This is a genomic window from Pseudomonas sp. Larv2_ips, from assembly GCF_963879675.1.
In the GTDB taxonomy this organism is placed as follows: Bacteria; Pseudomonadota; Gammaproteobacteria; order Pseudomonadales; family Pseudomonadaceae; genus Aquipseudomonas.
Window position 1 is genome coordinate 1537599 of record NZ_CAWOAW010000014.1, and the last position, 16647, is coordinate 1554245.

At 59.0% G+C, this 16647-nt stretch carries 12 protein-coding genes; 6 read left to right on the forward strand and 6 right to left on the reverse strand.

Annotation, left to right across the window (positions count from 1 at the left end; all coding sequences use genetic code 11):
• Window positions 1–38 precede the first annotated feature (38 nt).
• The gene (locus AACV02_RS13800; protein WP_106579177.1) at window positions 39–533 is read left to right on the forward strand and encodes a hypothetical protein; all 495 of its coding nucleotides are present in this window, start codon (window positions 39–41) and stop codon (window positions 531–533) included.
• A 64-nt stretch (window positions 534–597) separates the two neighbouring features.
• On the opposite strand, the gene AACV02_RS13805 is transcribed toward AACV02_RS13800, so the two are convergent.
• From AACV02_RS13805 to AACV02_RS13830, 6 genes are all read right to left on the reverse strand, one after another.
• On the reverse strand, window positions 598–1596 hold the full coding sequence (locus AACV02_RS13805; RefSeq protein ID WP_119740329.1) for a DUF3829 domain-containing protein: 999 nt from the start codon (window positions 1594–1596) through the stop codon (window positions 598–600).
• Entirely contained in the window at window positions 1593–2702 is a 1110-nt protein-coding gene (locus AACV02_RS13810) for a J domain-containing protein (protein ID WP_256680500.1), read from the reverse strand. The genes AACV02_RS13805 and AACV02_RS13810 overlap by 4 nt, the downstream gene beginning before the upstream one ends.
• Entirely contained in the window at window positions 2689–3159 is a 471-nt protein-coding gene (locus tag AACV02_RS13815; RefSeq protein WP_256680501.1) for a J domain-containing protein, read from the reverse strand. Before AACV02_RS13815 ends, AACV02_RS13810 begins: the two co-directional genes overlap by 14 nt.
• A 180-nt stretch (window positions 3160–3339) precedes the next feature.
• The gene (locus tag AACV02_RS13820) at window positions 3340–4740 is read right to left on the reverse strand and encodes a DUF1254 domain-containing protein (RefSeq protein ID WP_119740331.1); all 1401 of its coding nucleotides are present in this window, start codon (window positions 4738–4740) and stop codon (window positions 3340–3342) included.
• A 327-nt stretch (window positions 4741–5067) separates the two neighbouring features.
• Window positions 5068–5433 (reverse strand): response regulator, encoded by a 366-nt coding sequence (locus AACV02_RS13825; protein WP_106579181.1) that lies wholly within the window; start codon window positions 5431–5433, stop codon window positions 5068–5070.
• A gap of 216 nt (window positions 5434–5649) precedes the next feature.
• A complete protein-coding gene (locus tag AACV02_RS13830) occupies window positions 5650–9777 on the reverse strand; it encodes a hypothetical protein (protein ID WP_119740333.1) in 4128 nt (1375 codons plus the stop codon).
• Between the two features lie 276 nt (window positions 9778–10053).
• On the opposite strand from AACV02_RS13830, the gene AACV02_RS13835 reads away from it, so the two are divergent.
• From AACV02_RS13835 to AACV02_RS13855, 5 genes are all read left to right on the forward strand, one after another.
• Window positions 10054–13551 carry a response regulator gene (locus AACV02_RS13835; RefSeq protein WP_119740336.1) on the forward strand — a complete coding sequence of 1166 codons (3498 nt, stop codon included), beginning with the start codon at window positions 10054–10056 and terminating at the stop codon, window positions 13549–13551.
• Entirely contained in the window at window positions 13552–14382 is an 831-nt protein-coding gene (locus AACV02_RS13840; RefSeq protein WP_177410116.1) for a CheR family methyltransferase, read from the forward strand.
• Window positions 14379–14978, forward strand: coding sequence for a chemotaxis protein CheB (locus AACV02_RS13845; protein ID WP_106579184.1), 600 nt, complete (start codon window positions 14379–14381; stop codon window positions 14976–14978). Before AACV02_RS13840 ends, AACV02_RS13845 begins: the two co-directional genes overlap by 4 nt.
• Complete coding sequence (locus tag AACV02_RS13850; protein WP_119740338.1) at window positions 14972–16165, forward strand: hybrid sensor histidine kinase/response regulator; 1194 nt, start codon at window positions 14972–14974, stop codon at window positions 16163–16165. The genes AACV02_RS13845 and AACV02_RS13850 overlap by 7 nt, the downstream gene beginning before the upstream one ends.
• 78 nt (window positions 16166–16243) lie before the next feature.
• Window positions 16244–16621 carry a response regulator gene (locus AACV02_RS13855; protein ID WP_003217591.1) on the forward strand — a complete coding sequence of 126 codons (378 nt, stop codon included), beginning with the start codon at window positions 16244–16246 and terminating at the stop codon, window positions 16619–16621.
• Window positions 16622–16647: the final 26 nt, after the last annotated feature.

Sequence of the window (16647 nt, forward strand, 5' to 3'; positions counted from 1 at the left end):
TCAGCGTTCGCAACCTGGCCCACCCAAGGAAATCCGCAATGGACGATGTACAGCAATTGGGCGAGATGCTTCGTCATTACGCCGACAGCGAAGCGCACAAAAAACAGCAGTTCGACGTACAGTCCGCACGCTGGGCGCAAAAGCTCGGCGAGCTGTTCGGGCAGATCGAGCAGTGGCTGGAACCCGTCAAGACCACTGGGCTGCTGGAAGTCCACCGTGAGGCCTATGTCGCCAGCGGCCCGAGCCTGCCGGTTGAGACGTCGACCTTCAAAACCGAAAAACTGACGGTGCACATCACCGGCAAGACGGTGGAGTTCGTGCCGGACGTGATGGGGGCGGGCGGCTCGATCGCCGTGTCGGTGATGGGCTTGACCGCCGCACGGCACGGCAGCGTATCACTGGTGCTGCCGGCTGATAAAAACGATTGGCTATGGAAAAAAACCAACGGCCTGAAGGACCCGGACACGTTTGCCTTCGACGCAAATTTTCTGGCGTCGCAGTTGCAGAGCCTGATCCCGCGCGATCGCGTTTGAGCGGGCTCGCCCGGCGCCGGGTGCCCCGGCGCAGTCCTGAGCTGGGCGCCGCACGCACTCAGGGCTAGAACGCATTTCTTGCCGGGCGGTTGTAATAACTGAGCAGCGCGTCGTAGCGGCGAGTCACGAGGTAGTAATCGTCACTCAGCTGTTGCGGCGGGGCGTGGTCCAGCCAGTCTTGAAGCAGATTGTGCAGCGCGATGAGGTAGGCATCGGCGGGCTGCCTGATGACGTACCAAAGGTGCAGGGCTTCATCATTAAGGTTTTTATTCGGGATGTGGTCCACGAAGGTTGCGCTGTTTTCGTTGGCGCGCTGCACCGCCGCCGTCAGCTTCGCCAGCGCCTGGGGCGTCAGGCTGGCAGTGCGCACGCCGTCGTCGATCCGGTCCACCGCCGCGCGTGCGCTGATCATGTAATTGAGCAGGTGCCAGTGCAGGTCCTGGCCCAGACGCGCTTCCAGCACAGCCCGTTGCTCAACGCGCAGACGCTGATCTTGCACCGCCAGGCCGCGGCGCAGCTGGCTGGACACCGTCGCGTAGGCTTCGCCATTTCTGCTGAGTTCGTCTTGAATGCGTTGCTGCAAGACGTCGCCGAACAGCCGCCGCTGGTTCGAGGTGCCCAGCGTAGAGGAGATTTTCTGCAGGCTCGCGAGGTACTCAGCGGTCATCCCGATCAAGGGGCTGGCGGGGTGCTGATGCGCCAGCTTGGTAGTGAGGGTGGGCGCGCACACGTCGTTCTGGATCACCCGCGCCTGCGGCTCGCTGTTGTCGCCGAACTCTTCGCGTGACCTGGCGTAGCGACCTGCCGGCAAAGAGGTTTGCGCTTCAGGCGCTGACTCGGCCATTGGCGGGTGCACCAAACGCTGGTAGGCCAGCCGCGTGTCTCGGTCAACGCGGTTCATGCAGTCGATGATCGGCGCCAGCGCACTGGCGGCCGCGGTTTGCGGGCCGTCGAGCCTATCCAGCCACAACTCGAGCACTTGGGTGTGTTTGCCCGCGCCGGCCAGGCCGACCAGCATCAGCATAAACGCGAGGCCAATGGGGAGTAACAGGGCTGGGTTCATTGCTCGGCCTCCTGGCCATACCATTGCGCGTGTGTGGCCGGGGCCTGACAGTCTTCAGCGGTTTGCGGCATGCGGCTGCACACGCGTTCGGTCCATTGCTGCAGGCCTTGGTGGCGACCGACTTGATGGCGGCTGTCGAGGTGTTTGAACCCGGCAAACACCAGGGCGAAGGCGAGGGCGCCCAGGCCGATGGCGCCCAAGGCCCGGCGCGGAAAATGGGCGGCCCACTCCTTCACGCTCATGCCTGCCCGGCGCTTGCCCGCGCCGACGGCAGCCAGGACCGCCACCAGTGTCAGGCCGGCGACGGGCCCGAACTGAGCGCTGATGGCAATGCCCATGGCCGCACCCGGGATCAGGTCGCGTACCGGCAACAACGGCAGGCGGGTGGGGCTCATCCAGCGCGGTAGTGTTGCACCGAGACGTTCATCCAGCACGCGCAGCCAATGCGCCAACGGGCGCCACACCTGCCAGGCCAGTGCGCCAACGGCCATGTAGGCCATCGACCAGGCCAACGCGTCCCCCGCAGTGTCCACTAACGCGCCCGCTTGCCAGGACGACTGGAACAGCGCTCCGACAAGGCAGCCCAGCACAATCGCGAGCAGCAGCGGCAAGGTGTCGAAGGCGGTTTCCCAATCCTGCCAGAAATACGGCGTGCCGCCTGGCATCGCCTGTGCTATGTCGGGATGGTCGGCTTTAAGGGTCGCGGCCAAGGTTCGGCACGCCTCCCAGTCGTGTTCACTCAGGCGCTGGGCGAATGCACGCCGCTGGCCCAGAGACATCGGCGCCAGCAATAAGCGCGCGGCGCGTTGCTGTGGGGTATTGGGCGCTGTGGCCGCCAACGCGTACTGGTGGGCCATGAATACCGGGCCTTGCTGGCGCCGTATCAAGTGTTGCCATTCGTCTGCGGGGCAGGCGTGTTCGCTGCCCTGCCATCCCTGGCCGGTGCGCACGGCCTCAAACACGGCGGGGGACCAGAACTGGCTTTCGGTCAACAGCGTCGCCAGCATGTGGTGAACCCACTGGGCATGCGCCGGTTGCTGGAGCCAGGGCTGATCAACGCGCGCGGCATAAGCTGCGAGAAAAGCCGCTTCGTCACGCTCGGCCATGGCCAGGCTCAGTGTGTGGGAAGGCTTGCCTGCGCTGTTCGGCCAAGGCTTCGATCAGCGCTTGCGGCAACTCCAGGCGTTGCCAGGCGCTGAGCCACTGGAAAGTGTCAAACGCCCAACGCCGATCCTCTTCATTGAGCTCCTCGTCCCAGAGGCAGCGTTTAAGCAGCCCCACTTCAAATTCCAGCCCGGCACCCGCGGCCATCGCCAGCGTGTAGTGCTCCTGCAAGGTTTGGGCAGCCAAGGCCGTCGGCACCGTGGCCACGGCCAGCTCAGCGCCGTCGTCTTCCTGCGTCCATTGTTGCCAATTCAAGGCGTGTTCGTACGCTTCACGCAGGCGTTGAAAACCTTCCGGATCATCATCCGGTCGGGTTTTCTTCAGCAAGGTGGCGTATTGGCGTTTGATCGTGCGGCTATCGGCATTCGGGGATAGGCCGAGGACATCCCAGCAAGTCATGTGCGGTACAACTCCATAAATAACGCGCGCACCTTACCCGGTTTAGTGTCCGCTGAACCAGTGGGAGTGAGGGAGGGCGCGGTCTTGCTGGCGTACTTGGCGCACCCGCTTCGAAGACCCGCAGGGTGCATGCCCGGTCGCAAACCGGTGGCGAACGGGCACGCGGCTGTTAGCCGAGGATTATTTGAGCGGCGTCAGCGGTGGCAACTTCCATTGGCCGTTACTTGCTTCAGGCTTGGGCAAGTAGATGCGCAGTACTGCGTAGAACGGGCCGGGCGGTGCCGGCAGCCAGTTGCTCTGTTCGGCCTTCGGTGGCTCGTGGTGCTGCAATGCCAGGGTCAGGCCGCCGTCGGCGTCCAGTTTGAGGTTGGGCAACATCCGCGAATTGATCAGGTAGCGCTTTTTGAGGTTGGGCGCCAGCAGCTTGGTCTTGGCGTCGTACATGGTCAGCGACCAGAACGCTTCAGCGGGCGGCAGTTGATCCTTGTCAAAGTGCACGGTGTAGCTGTGCCGTGCGCCGTTGGCCGGTTTACCCTCGCTGTCGACGAAGTAGTTCAGGTAAATGGCCTCATCGGGGGAGTTGCCGAAAATTCCCAGGTCCGCACCGGCGTAGCGGTACAGGTAGTTGTTTTTCAGGCGGTCGCGGCTGCCGAACAGGTCGCCGCTGGCCACTTGGTGAGTGTCGATTTTGTCTTTCTTGAACGCGGCGAATTCGGCTCGGCCGTCGGCAATCCCGTCTTCCAGGGCTTTGCGCTGCTCTGCGGTCAAGTCCTTGACCTTGAACGGCGCGCCCGGGGCGATGCCGATCTTGGCAAAGCGCGCCAGCAGGTCCTTTTCGCTGTCCTGAGGGGCGGCGAAGGCCAACATGAAGTTCAGGTAACGAAACAGCTGCGGCCCTTCGGTCATGGTGGCCATCGGCTTGGGCCATTCAATTTTCGGCACCGCGGCCGGCGCAGGCTGTTTGACGTAGCTGCTCAGGGGCTGCACTTTGTAGCCGTTCTGGATCTGCTTGACCTTGTTCAGGTCTTTTTCATCGAACAGCTGCGTGCGGTACAGGGCGTAGGCGATATTGCTTTCGCTGTACACCACGCGGTCAACGTCAACCGGCTGCTGACCTTTCCAGTCCGGGCCGGCGATCATGTAGTGGCCGCCGTTGTTGCCGGTGCTGCGGGTGCCCAGGTAAGCGATGTTCTGCGTGTAGAGGTCGATCAGCTGCACCGAGTAGTAACGGTTGTCTTCGATCTTGGGCAGGGTCAACACCAACGGCTCTTTGCGCAGGTCCATCCATACGAAGGAGTAGGGCGTGTCCGAATTCGGGGTGGCGAACGCAGTGTCCTTGGGGGTGAACACCTGCGCGGTATTGCCGATATGGTTGAACGGCGCCTTGAAGTTGGGCCCGCCTTTATCGACGGCCTGGGTGTAGAGCGTCTTGTACATCGCCACGACCGGGTAGCCATACAGGTAGGCTTCCTTGGCAATCGCCCGTGCTTCGGCGGGGGTTGCCGTGAAGTCAGCCCAGGCACCGGTGCTCATGAATATCGAGAGGCTCGCCAACAGCAGGCGCGTCGGTTTTCCAATCATGTTGTTGCGTCCTTCCAGAGTTCTTTTGACTGACGGGAGTTGAAGGCGACGAGTTTCCAGTTTTATTTCGCGAACGTCACGTTAATCCCTGCAAACCAGGCCAACTGAGGTAAATCATCGCCTTGGCGCGCCCCTGTCTGTTGCGGTTTGACGCAGGTGTTGACGATGACGCGCTTGGGCATTCACGGATGATATCGATTCAAGCTAGCAGCAAATCCCTGACGCGCGAGCGGCTCAGTCAAATGAGCGCGCAGCGCCATTGGGAATGGCGAAATACGCTGAGGTCGGGAATGCCCCCGTATCCGGCGGCCTGCGGCAAATGAGGGACTATGCGTGGGGCAGCATGGATTTGACTTTGTCGCGCAATTGATCGATGGAGAAAGGTTTGCCAATTACTTGCATGCCGGCCGGCACGTCGATGCTTTCGGCATAGCCGCTGGCAAACAGGATTGGCAGGGCAGGGCGTAGCTCACGCACCTTGGCGGCCAGTTCTTTACCGTCCATATCAGGCAGGCCAACATCGGTCATCATCAGGTCGATCACCTGTGCAGTGTTTTCGACCACTTTCAAAGCTTCTTCAGCGTCCGCCGCTTCTATCACTGTGAACTCCAATTCTTCGAGTACATCGACGATCAGCATGCGCACGATGGCGTCGTCTTCGACTACAAGGAGGGTGGAGGGGGTGGCGGACATAATCAAAATTCCCGAAAAAATGAAGTGGGCAGGTCTTTAGCGGTTGAAAGACCATTCTCTAATGAGTCGCGTCAATCTCGGCAAGTTCCGTTGGCGCAGGCATTGTGAAGGGAATGGGCGCAAATGTCGCGTGCAAGTCCGCGGCTTGGGGGGATGACGCGTTGCGTGAATGGCACCGTCCAAAAGTGCCATTCACGCCAGTGAGTCACCTGTGGATCAGAGCGCGGTATTGAACAGTGCGTACGGGTTGTTGTAAGGAACCGTCGCCAGAAAGTCCAAGTCATTGAAGGTGCTGACGTCGTACTCCGGAATGCCGTGGTTAATGGCAACCGGTTTAAGCGTGCCGGCGCTCCAGCCGCTATTCAAGGTAGCGTCCAGCCCCCGGCGCATTGAAGCTTCGTCCGGGAACTTCGCCAGGCCGAAGTTGGGATCAAAGAAAAACCATTCTTTCTGGTTGTTATTGACAATGACGCCCGCCAGAAGCCCGTGATTTTGGGTGCTGATCTTGAGGGTGGTTGATGTGGTTCTATTACTGAGGTCATTAATAATGTCGGTGTACGCTTGCCGGGAAACCGGATTGGTGCCGTGAAAGTTCACGCGAAGCGCTTGGTGCATGGTGTTCAGTTGTCGGCGGAAACCAGTAATGGTGGGGTCGATGGAATTTAAGCTGGCTTTGAAGAAGTTATCGATCAGTACACGCTCTTTACCATGCTGAATAGCCAACGCCATGGTGTTAGCCAACGCAGCACATTCTCCTGATGAAGTAATGTCGTTTGAAGCCAGGTAGAAGGTTTGCGGCATGCCGATGGCTTTACCGCCTGCCTTTGCAATTTCTTCGCTAAACATCCTGGAGTACTCAAGACTGTTTTTGGTCTGGAGATTTTCTATCAGTTTGGCCAGTGCCCCTGTCTCTTCGGGGGTTCGGCGGGGGAGGATGGCCAGCTCTTTAAGTTCAAGCACGTTCATGGTTGGGTAGTAGCCGTCTATGGTTTGGCCCCTTGGGTTAGCGTAGCCACGGTTGTAACCAGCGATATCCTTGAGCTTGACGTCATCTATGGCCTTCTTAAACACTTCGCCAAGATTAGGGGTCCGGGGGGTTGGCGCCACCCACGTGGACAACCAGTTAATGAAGTTGTGGTTTATCTCACCATTCCCAGCAACAGTGACAGGTTTGAAGTCGAGCAGCGGTTGCCCAAAGGGTTTCTGGCTGAGGGGGTCAAGGGCATACCATTTATTGTTCTGTAGGGTCGCGCCCACGTCCACTCGTTGCTCCAAAAACTTGTAGGTGCCCGTTGCTGTTATACCCTGGCTTTTACTCGCGGCTTTAAGCAGGTCATAGCTACCGGTAGCCCCTTTGAGTTTGTTAACGGCTTCAAGACTTTTGTTCAGTGCGTAACGCCCGCCTTTGAGCAGCAGTTTGCCCCCCTGCGCCGCCATTTCATTCAAGCCACTGAGAGGGTTAAGTAGGGAAATGGCTTCGGCGCCAATGACGCGGGTGCCACTCAGTACCTTGGAGCCAATGGAGAGCGCTGAGCGGCCGATCTTGATCAGCTTGCCTGCGACTGCAGCGCCGGCAGTGAGAAAGCCGAATATATCCATGGTGAGGTCTTGGGCTGCTTCACCGTAGTTGCCGCTATTGAAATTGACAATGGCTGATCTGAACGGGATCAGATTCAACAAAAAATCGTCAAGTGGTTTGGGGCCGCCTTGTAACGCATCCAGGGTGGTTTGCCCGCGGGCGTCTTCTTTTATGCTGGGGTCATCAAGTTCGAGGTGATCGACAAATGCGCTGGCAATCAAGTTGGATCGAATGCTGTTAAAGCTATCCATAGGTAACGCCAGCACGCCACGTTCTGTACCCAAGTCATGCACGTGATGGTTGAACGTGATTTGCTTGGTCTCATGCACCTGGTTGGCTACTCTCGACACCTTGGTGTGTGCCCGGCTCAGATTGATCTGTTTGATCGTGCTTTCATTTAAATTGATTTCGTAGGCTTGAGACTGACCATTCAGTTCGGTTCGGAATATCAGCCCGGGTTCTTTTTGGTGGTCAGTGTTATTCGGTAAAAAGCCCATGCCCAGCCGATGTGAACTCTCTTCAAAGACAGTGACTTTTCCAAACTCAAAGTTTTGTCTGTCTTCGAGTGGAAGCTGCGCGATCATATGCCTGACCGTGGCGTTAGTGCCGGTCTTTTTATCCCAGATCGCTTGGGTGAACTGCTGATCGAAGGCTTTCTGTACACCCACTATCGGGGCTGCATTGAGCTGCTCCAATGGGATGCTGGGGTCGTCTGACCTCCAAGGACGCGGATTCGGCATGTCCATCATGGCGATATCCAACATCGAATGTCGGCCGACCAACCCGGTTTGGTCCTCGGTGCCGCGATAGCTATCAGTGCCCAATACTTTCTTTTCAAATACCGGGCCCAGATCCCCAAAGCGTTCCTTTAATGTAGCCAGGGCAATTTCTTTTCGCGTCGGTATTGCTCCGTAGAGCATTTTGGAAGCCGAGAGCCGCTCTTCCAGTTGTTGGTTGAAGCTGTTTTTTATGCTGTCGAGTTGTGCGGGCGTATAGGTGTCGTCAGCATTTTTTGCAATGACGCCGTTGGCGACAGCCCAATCAACCAGCGCGGTACTTTGGGCGTATTCGGTAGCGGGTGATCGGCCTTTGGAGGCGTTGTACTCCAGCATGACCTCGGCGTACGTCATGTGCCTCACAGCGCCAGGTCGCTCGGCTTCTATAGTTGCCGCTGCAATCGACAGGAAAGCCCACGCCTGGCTGCCGACGGTCAGGTTGCCGGGAATATCTTTAATCAGAAACTGCGGGGCCGTATGGCCTAACAACAGGTGAGTGGCGAGCTTGGCGGTATCTACCGTGGCTTTTTGGGTGGCGACAAGATGCTGGCCAAGGCTTTCAATGACCGAGGAGGGTGAATGACCCCAATGCTGCGGGTCCGCCAGGTCAAATTCGCCCACTACGTTGCGTTCACGCGAAAGATAGGACTTTGGATCCATTCCAAGGTTGAGCGCGGTCAATAGATAGTCGTAGATACTGCTGTCCGAGGAGGCGCCGTTCATCTGCGTTTGCAGGGTTTTACCCAACGCTTGGGCCCTGGGGGTGTCGAGCAGTTTTTGCAGGGCCTTTTCTGGGTCCTGCAAATCGTTCGCCGTCAATGCACTGCCTCTGATCAAGTAACCGAGCGTCGCCTGGCTGTCAGGTGACAATGCCCCGCCTGGCGCACCGGGCTCGGCGCTGTAGAGGAAATCCAACATTTTTTGTTGATCGGCTTGCGACATCGGGATTGGCCAGGAAAGTGCGCCACCCAGATTGCCCAGAGGGCTCAATTGCGACTGCTGCTCCAACGTGGTCGCCAACGCAGTGAGCTCTTCCATGGTGCGCGGAAGTGCCAGGCCGAGGTCGGTCAGCGCTACTGCCAATGTGGGCGCCGGGCCTTGCGCCATGGCGTATGTCGAACCGACAAAAGGGACTAACCGTTCATTGTTCAAACTGTATGCGATCTGGGCACCGGTAGCAGGCTGACCATCACCCTGGGTGGCTGCGTACCGCAGCTTGACGGCCAAGTCGTAAAGATCTGCCTTGTCTGCTATGAGGTGTTTTACCGTTTTGGTCAGCACCGCCGTGCCTGTGGCGCTACCGTCCTGGGGCTTGGCGGCATAGAACGTTTCAGCACTTAACCGTTGATCTGCAATTGCCAGCACAGAGCGGGTCGCGGCAGGTCGCAACGGGTCGCCTGCCGAGATAGGGCGCAGGCGCTTGGTGGCGATCAATATCTGGATTTCGCGTTCTACCTGAACCTCGTCACCGTCCATGCGCGGTTGGCCATAAAAATCGCCCACAACCGCCAGAGGCACCTTCAGGACGCCATTCTCGAACGACAGGTGCAACGGGGTGTCCGGCGTGGGCGTGATGACGCGCGCCGCTGCCAGTATTGGCTCGGCGATAGCCTTCCAGCCTGGGGTATCGCTCAGGGTAAATCTTCTGGCTACGCCATCAACCGTGGCATGCAACACGCCGGTGCTGGCAACGATGCTGACGGTGGCAGGATCGATGTGCTGCTGGCGCATCCACTCCTGTACAACCGGACGCTCAAGCTGGGCGTGATAGAGGGTCAACCACTGACCCAGCAGCGTGTTTTTTGGCACCTCGATCTTTTCATCGACGCCTTTCAACTTGTCCTGCAGGGCAGCGATATATTCGGCGAGCAACGTTACGTCATCGTTGGCGGCGCCGGTTGCGGCGTTCAACGCAGCCGGTGTAGGCGCTTTGGCCATCGGCGCCAACTGTAGCCTGAAGGTTTGCTGTACTGCATTCGTGTTGGTCATCTGGTTTACCTTGCTGGGTTAAAAAGACGCCTTCCCAAAAGATCTTCCGTGTTCCTGAGGCGCACACCTGAGTGCTGAAACGAGGAAATTTCGTTCCAGCACGGCGCCACGTACCTGTATTTATTTGTGTAAATGAATTGGTGAATTCGGACAGAATTCTTTGGAAATTCACGTTTAGAGCGTAGGAAGTCACCTCAAACCAATGCAGAAACATAGCCTTGGGCGTCGATATTCGGGCAAACTCCCAGTTTTTCCATACCTGGCCAAGGCATGCCCATGACTCCCGCGTCGTCTGTCGATGAAAAGAGCTTTCGTAAACTCCTGAGCCGTAACGTGGCCCTCCCTTTGGGTGTGGGCGTGCTCAGCGCGGCGTTTTTCGTCGTGCTGATCACTTACCTGTTGTCGGTGATCCAGTGGGTAGAGCACACCGACCGGGTCATCAATAACCTCAATGAGTCTTCGAAGCTGACGGTGGACCTGGAAACCGGGCTGCGCGGCTTCCTGATCACCGGCGACGAGCATTTCCTGGACCCGTACGAAGTGGCAAAGCCGCGCATCATTGGCGATTTGCACAATTTGCAGGAGCTGGTAGCGGATAACCCGCAACAGGTGGACCGCCTCAAGCGTCTTGAGGCCATGCAGGCCGAATGGAATAAATACGCCCAATCGATGATTGACCTGCAGCGCCAGAGCGGTGACTACCGCGCAGCGGTCAAGGCCGGCCGGGGCAAGAGCCTGACCGACGCGATTCGCCAGGAATACGCGGACGCGGTGGACATGGAGCAGCAGTTCCGTGTGACCCGTAACCAGGACGTCACCCGTACGACGGTGGTCAGCGTCACGTTGTACCTGGTCTTTGTGCTCGGTCTGAGCGGCTTTCTTGCCTATGTGGGTCGCAAGAATTTAATCGCGTTATCAGACAGTTACAGCGCAAACCTCGCGTCGCAACAGAAGATTGCGCGTCGCCTGGAACAGCAAGCCTGGCTGCGCAACGGCCAGACCGAATTGGCCGAACAAGTGCTGGGGCAACTCAGCCTGAACATGCTGGGCCGTAACATCCTGCAGTTCTTTGCCCAGTACATGGGCTCGGCGGTCGCCGCGCTGTATGTGCGTGAAGAACACGGCGGTCTCAGGCGTGTGGCCACGTATGGTTTCTCCCGCGAACAGGAGCAACGCGAGCAGGCGATCTACAGTGACGAAGGCATTGTCGGCCAGGCGGCCCAGCTCGATCGCCTGATTCGCCTGGACGATGTGCCGGTGGACTACTTCAAGGTCAGCTCCGGTTTGGGCGAAGGCGCTACCCGCAGCGTACTGGTGATGCCGACCAGCGACGACGACCGTGTCAACGGCGTGATCGAACTGGGTTTCCTGCGCCCACTGGACGAGCGTGACGTCGAACTGGTGGAGCTGATTGCCGGCAATATCGGCACCTCCATCGAAGCTGCGCGCTATCGCCAGCGCCTGCAGGAAGTGCTGGCTGAAACCCAGCAGCTCAACGAAGAGCTGCAAGTGCAGCAAGAAGAGCTCAAGACCGCCAACGAAGAACTCGAAGAACAGTCGCGCATCCTCAAGGAATCCCAGGCTCACCTGGAAACCCAGCAGGCCGAACTTGAGCAGACTAACGAACAGTTGGCCGAGCAGACCCAGACCCTGGCCGAGCAGCGCGACGCCATGGACCGCAAGAACGTCGAGCTCAACCAGGCCCAGCTTCAACTCGAAGACCGCGCCGACGAACTGCAGCGCTCCAGCAAGTACAAGTCCGAGTTCCTGGCCAACATGTCCCACGAGCTGCGCACGCCGCTGAACAGCTCATTGATCCTGGCCAAGCTGCTGGCGGAAAACCCTCAGGACAACCTCAGCGCCGAGCAGGTCAAGTTTGCCGAGTCGATCTATTCGGCAGGCAATGACTTGCTCAACCTGATCAACGACATCCTGGATATTTCCAAGGTGGAAGCCGGCAAACTCGAAGTGCGCCCGGAAAACTCCAGCGTTGTGCGCCTGGTGGACGGCCTGCGTGGCATGTTCGAGCCGCTGGCCGCCGACCGCAAGCTGGGTTTCCAGGTGGAGGTTCAGGCCGATGCGCCGACGCTGATGTTCACCGACCGCCAGCGTTTGGAGCAGATCCTCAAGAACCTGCTGTCCAACGCGGTCAAGTTCACCGAGCAGGGCGAAGTCAGCCTGTCGGTGTCCAGGGCGCCGGGCGAGGGCATTGCCTTTACGGTGCGCGACTCCGGCATCGGCATTGCCCCGGACCAGCAGGAAAGCATTTTCGAAGCGTTCCGCCAGGCCGATGGCACCACCAACCGCCGTTACGGCGGCACCGGGCTGGGCTTGTCGATCTCTCGCGACCTGGCGACATTGCTCGGCGGCTATATCAGCGTGAGCAGTGAGCCGGGCAAAGGCAGTGTGTTCACGCTGGTATTGCCAGAGCAGTACGTCGAGCGCGAGGAGGGCGCCGCACCTGTCGAGCAGCCGCGCCAAGCCGTAACGGCCCCTGCGCCCAAGCCCGTGGCGGTCTCACCCCTGCCGGTGGCCGACGTTCAACAGATCCCGCGGTTTGCCGATGACCGTGACAAAGCGCCGTTCACCACCCGATGCATTCTGGTGGTGGAAGACGAACCGAATTTCGCGCGCATCCTGTTCGACCTGGCCCATGAGCTGGGCTACAACTGCCTGGTGGCGCACGGTGCGGACGAAGGCTACAGCCTGGCCGAAGAGTTCATTCCCGACGCGATCCTGCTCGACATGCGCCTGCCCGACCATTCCGGGCTGACCGTGCTGCAACGTCTGAAAGAACACGCCAGCACCCGCCACATCCCGGTGCACGTGATATCCGTCGAAGACCGCGTCGAAGCCGCCATGCACATGGGCGCGATCGGTTATGCCGTCAAGCCCACCACCCGCGAGGAGCTCAAGGATGTGTTTGCGCGCCTGGAGGCCAAGCTGACACAAAAGGTCAAGCGCGTGCTGCTGGTGGAAGACGATGACTTGCAGCGTGACAGCATTGCCCGCCTGATCGGCGACGATGACATTGAGATCACCGACGTCGGCTACGCCCAGGCCGCCCTGGACCTGCTGCGCACCAATGTCTACGACTGCATGATCATCGACCTCAAGCTGCCGGACATGCTCGGCAACGAGCTGCTCAAGCGCATGGCTACCGAGGATATCTGCTCGTTCCCGCCGGTGATTGTCTACACCGGGCGCAACCTGACCCGCGATGAAGAAGCCGAGCTGCGCAAGTATTCGCGCTCGATCATCATCAAGGGCGCGCGCTCACCCGAGCGCCTATTGGATGAAGTGACACTCTTTCTGCACAAAGTCGAATCCCAGCTGTCCCATGATCGCCAGAAGATGCTCAAGACCGCCCGCAGCCGCGACAAGGTCTTCGAGGGCCGCAAGATCCTGTTGGTGGACGACGATGTGCGTAATATCTTCGCCCTGACCAGCGCCCTGGAGCACAAAGGTGCGGTGGTGGTGATCGGGCGTAATGGCCGTGAAGCCATCGACAAACTCAATGAAGTTGACGACATCGACCTGGTGCTGATGGACGTGATGATGCCGGAGATGGACGGTTACGAGGCAACCGCCTTGATTCGCCAGGATCCGCGCTGGAAAAAGCTGCCGATCATTGCGGTGACGGCCAAGGCCATGAAGGACGATCAGGAACGCTGCCTCGCGGCGGGCTCCAACGATTACCTGGCCAAGCCGATTGACCTGGACCGCCTGTTCTCGCTGATTCGCGTCTGGCTACCGAAGATGGAACGTATTTAAGTGGAGCAACGTTTTTTGGATAAAAGCAGCGATATTGAGCTGCGCCTGTTGATTGAGGCGATTTACCTCAAGTACAGCTACGACTTTCGCGACTATTCCGGTGCGTCGGTCAAACGACGCGTGGCCCATGCCTTGCGCCAGTTCGATTGCGCCACGATCTCGGCGTTGCAGGAGCGCGTGCTGCACGACCCGTCCGCGTTCATGCAGTTGCTGCAGTTCCTGACGATCCCGGTGAGCGAGATGTTTCGCGACCCGTCGCACTTCCTGGCGATCCGTCGGGAAGTGGTGCCGCTGCTCAAAACCTACCCGTCGATCAAGGTCTGGATTGCCGGCTGCAGCACGGGCGAGGAGGTGTACTCCATGGCGATCCTGCTGCGCGAGGAAGGGTTGCTGGAGCGTACGATCATTTACGCCACGGACATCAACCCGGCGTCGCTGGACAAAGCCAAGCAAGGCATTTTTTCTTTGGAGAACGTACGCGCCTACACCGCCAATTATCAGCAGGCCGGCGGACAACGTTCATTTGCCGACTACTACACCGCGGCCTACGATTACGCAATCTTCGACAAGTCCCTGCGCGAGAATGTGACCTTCGCCGACCACAGCCTGGCGACCGATAGTGTATTCTCAGAAACTCAGTTAATTTCGTGCCGTAACGTACTGATTTATTTCAATAAAAAATTGCAAGACCGAGCGTTTGGATTGTTCCACGAGTCGCTGTGTCATCGCGGCTTCCTGGTGCTGGGCAGCAAGGAAACCCTGGATTTTTCCGCCTACAGCAAACAGTTCGAACCCTTGGTCAAGCAGGAACGGATCTACCGCAAATCATGAACGACGTTGCAGCCAACCCGATTGTCGGGATTGAAGCCATCGTCGTCGGCGCTTCTGCTGGCGGCGTTGAGGCGTTGCTGACTATTTTTGGTGCATTGCCCCAGGGCTTTGGCTTGCCGATCATCGCGGTGCTGCACCTGCCGGACGAACGCCGCAGCCAATTGGCCGAGGTCTTTGCCCGGCGCCTGCGAATCCCGGTGCGTGAAGCGCGTGACAAGGAAGTGATCGAGGCGGGCACCCTGTATTTCGCCGGGCCCGGTTATCACCTCTCGGTGGAGCATGACCGCAGCCTGTCCCTGAGCCAGGAAGACCGCGTACACCATTCGCGGCCCTCCATTGACTATCTGTTTGCGTCAGCCGCCGATGCCTATGGCAAAAGTCTGCTGGCCATTTTGTTGACCGGCGCCAACCAGGACGGTGCCCGCGGGCTGGCGCACGTCAAGCGCTCAGGCGGGACCACGGTTGTACAAGACCCCAAGGATGCACGCATCGCCGTGATGCCGCTGGCGGCCCTGGCCCTGCAAACACCTGACTATATTCTGACTCTGAGCCAAATTGGCTCGTTGCTGGCTTTGCTGGAATCTTCCCCATGTTAAGTACTGTCCAGGCCAAACTGCTGATCGTCGACGATCTGCCGGAAAACCTGCTGGCCCTTGAAGCGCTGATCAAGAGCGAGGATCGCCAGGTCTACAAGGCATTGAGCGCCGACGAGGCCTTGTCACTGTTGCTGGAGCACGAGTTCGCCATGGCGATTCTCGACGTGCAGATGCCCGGCATGAATGGTTTCGAGCTGGCCGAACTGATGCGCGGCACCGAAAAGACCAAAAACATCCCGATTGTGTTCGTCAGCGCTGCCGGCCGTGAACTCAACTATGCCTTCAAGGGCTATGAAAGCGGCGCCGTCGACTTCCTGCACAAGCCGCTGGACATCCATGCAGTCAAGAGCAAGGTCAACGTGTTCGTCGACCTGTACCGCCAGAGCAAGGCGATGAAGCTGCAGGTCGAAGCGCTGGAGCGCAGCCGCCGCGAGCAGGAACTCTTGCTGACCCGCCTGCAGGCCACCCAGGCCGAGCTGGAGCAGGCAGTGCGCATGCGTGACGATTTCATGTCGATCGTCGCCCATGAGGTGCGTACGCCGCTCAACGGGCTCATCCTGGAGACTCAACTGCGCAAAATGCACCTGGCCCGGGACAACGCCGCCGCGTTCACCCTGGACAAGATGCACGCCATGGTCGATCGCGATGAGCGGCAGATCAAAAGCCTGATTCGGCTGATCGAGGACATGCTCGATGTGTCACGCATCCGCACCGGCAAGCTGTCGATTCGCCCGGCGCGGTTTGACCTGACCCAGTTGGTGCACAACCTGGTGGAAAACTTCGCGCCACAAGTGGCCGCCGCCGAGTCGTCGATGCACCTGGAGGTCCAGGGGCCGGTAGAAGGCAACTGGGATGAGTTCCGCATCGAGCAGGTGATTTCCAACCTGCTGACCAATGCGCTGCGCTACGGGGCCAAAAGCCCGGTGGAAGTACGGGTGTATACCGAGCATAGTGAGGCAAGGGTTGAAGTGCGCGATCACGGGATCGGCATCAGCGCAGACAACCAGAAGCGAATTTTTCAGCAGTTCGAGCGCGTTTCCGCCAGCCATGTTGCGGCTGGCCTGGGCCTGGGGCTGTTTATTTCCGAGCAGATCGTGGCGGCCCACGGCGGCACCATCGAGGTAGAAAGCCAGATAGGCGAGGGCGCGTTGTTTCGGGTGTGCCTGCCCCTTGAGACGCCGGCGTGAAATCTATCGTCAGCTCGACGCAACCTCTGCGTGACCCGATGGTCGTAACTGCAGCAATTGACCGGACAAAGGCTTCCCATGAGTGAAGATGCACAAGATGTTGTTCTGATCGTCGAGGACGACGAATCGATTATGTTCGTGCTGGGTGAATACCTGGCCGGGCTGGGGTATCGAGTACTGAAGGCGATTGATGGGGAGCAAGCCTTCGAAATCCTCGCGACCAAGCCGCACCTGGACCTGATGGTCACGGACTACCGCCTGCCGGGCGGAATTTCCGGGGTACAGATCGCTGAACCGGCGATCAAGTTGCGACCGGAATTGAAAGTGATCTTTATCAGCGGTTATCCGCAGGAAATCCTCGACTGCAACAGCCCGATCACGCGCAACGCGCCGATCCTGGCCAAGCCGTTTGATCTGGATACGCTGCAGGAGCATATCCAGCGATTGTTGGCTTGAGTTCGGTCTGTGCCAGGGATGCGTAT

Excerpts from the sequence above, each read along its gene's own strand:
- AACV02_RS13855 (WP_003217591.1), top strand. The coding sequence starts at position 16,244 with ATGAGTGAAGATGCACAAGATGTTGTTCTGATCGTCGAGGACGACGAA.
- AACV02_RS13800 (WP_106579177.1), top strand. The coding sequence starts at position 39 with ATGGACGATGTACAGCAATTGGGCGAGATGCTTCGTCATTACGCCGAC.
- AACV02_RS13835 (WP_119740336.1), top strand. The coding sequence starts at position 10,054 with ATGACTCCCGCGTCGTCTGTCGATGAAAAGAGCTTTCGTAAACTCCTG.
- AACV02_RS13845 (WP_106579184.1), top strand. The coding sequence starts at position 14,379 with ATGAACGACGTTGCAGCCAACCCGATTGTCGGGATTGAAGCCATCGTC.
- AACV02_RS13810 (WP_256680500.1), bottom strand. The coding sequence starts at position 2,702 with ATGGCCGAGCGTGACGAAGCGGCTTTTCTCGCAGCTTATGCCGCGCGC.
- AACV02_RS13805 (WP_119740329.1), bottom strand. The coding sequence starts at position 1,596 with ATGAACCCAGCCCTGTTACTCCCCATTGGCCTCGCGTTTATGCTGATG.
- AACV02_RS13820 (WP_119740331.1), bottom strand. The coding sequence starts at position 4,740 with ATGATTGGAAAACCGACGCGCCTGCTGTTGGCGAGCCTCTCGATATTC.
- AACV02_RS13830 (WP_119740333.1), bottom strand. The coding sequence starts at position 9,777 with ATGACCAACACGAATGCAGTACAGCAAACCTTCAGGCTACAGTTGGCG.
- AACV02_RS13850 (WP_119740338.1), top strand. The coding sequence starts at position 14,972 with ATGTTAAGTACTGTCCAGGCCAAACTGCTGATCGTCGACGATCTGCCG.
- AACV02_RS13815 (WP_256680501.1), bottom strand. The coding sequence starts at position 3,159 with ATGACTTGCTGGGATGTCCTCGGCCTATCCCCGAATGCCGATAGCCGC.
- AACV02_RS13825 (WP_106579181.1), bottom strand. The coding sequence starts at position 5,433 with ATGTCCGCCACCCCCTCCACCCTCCTTGTAGTCGAAGACGACGCCATC.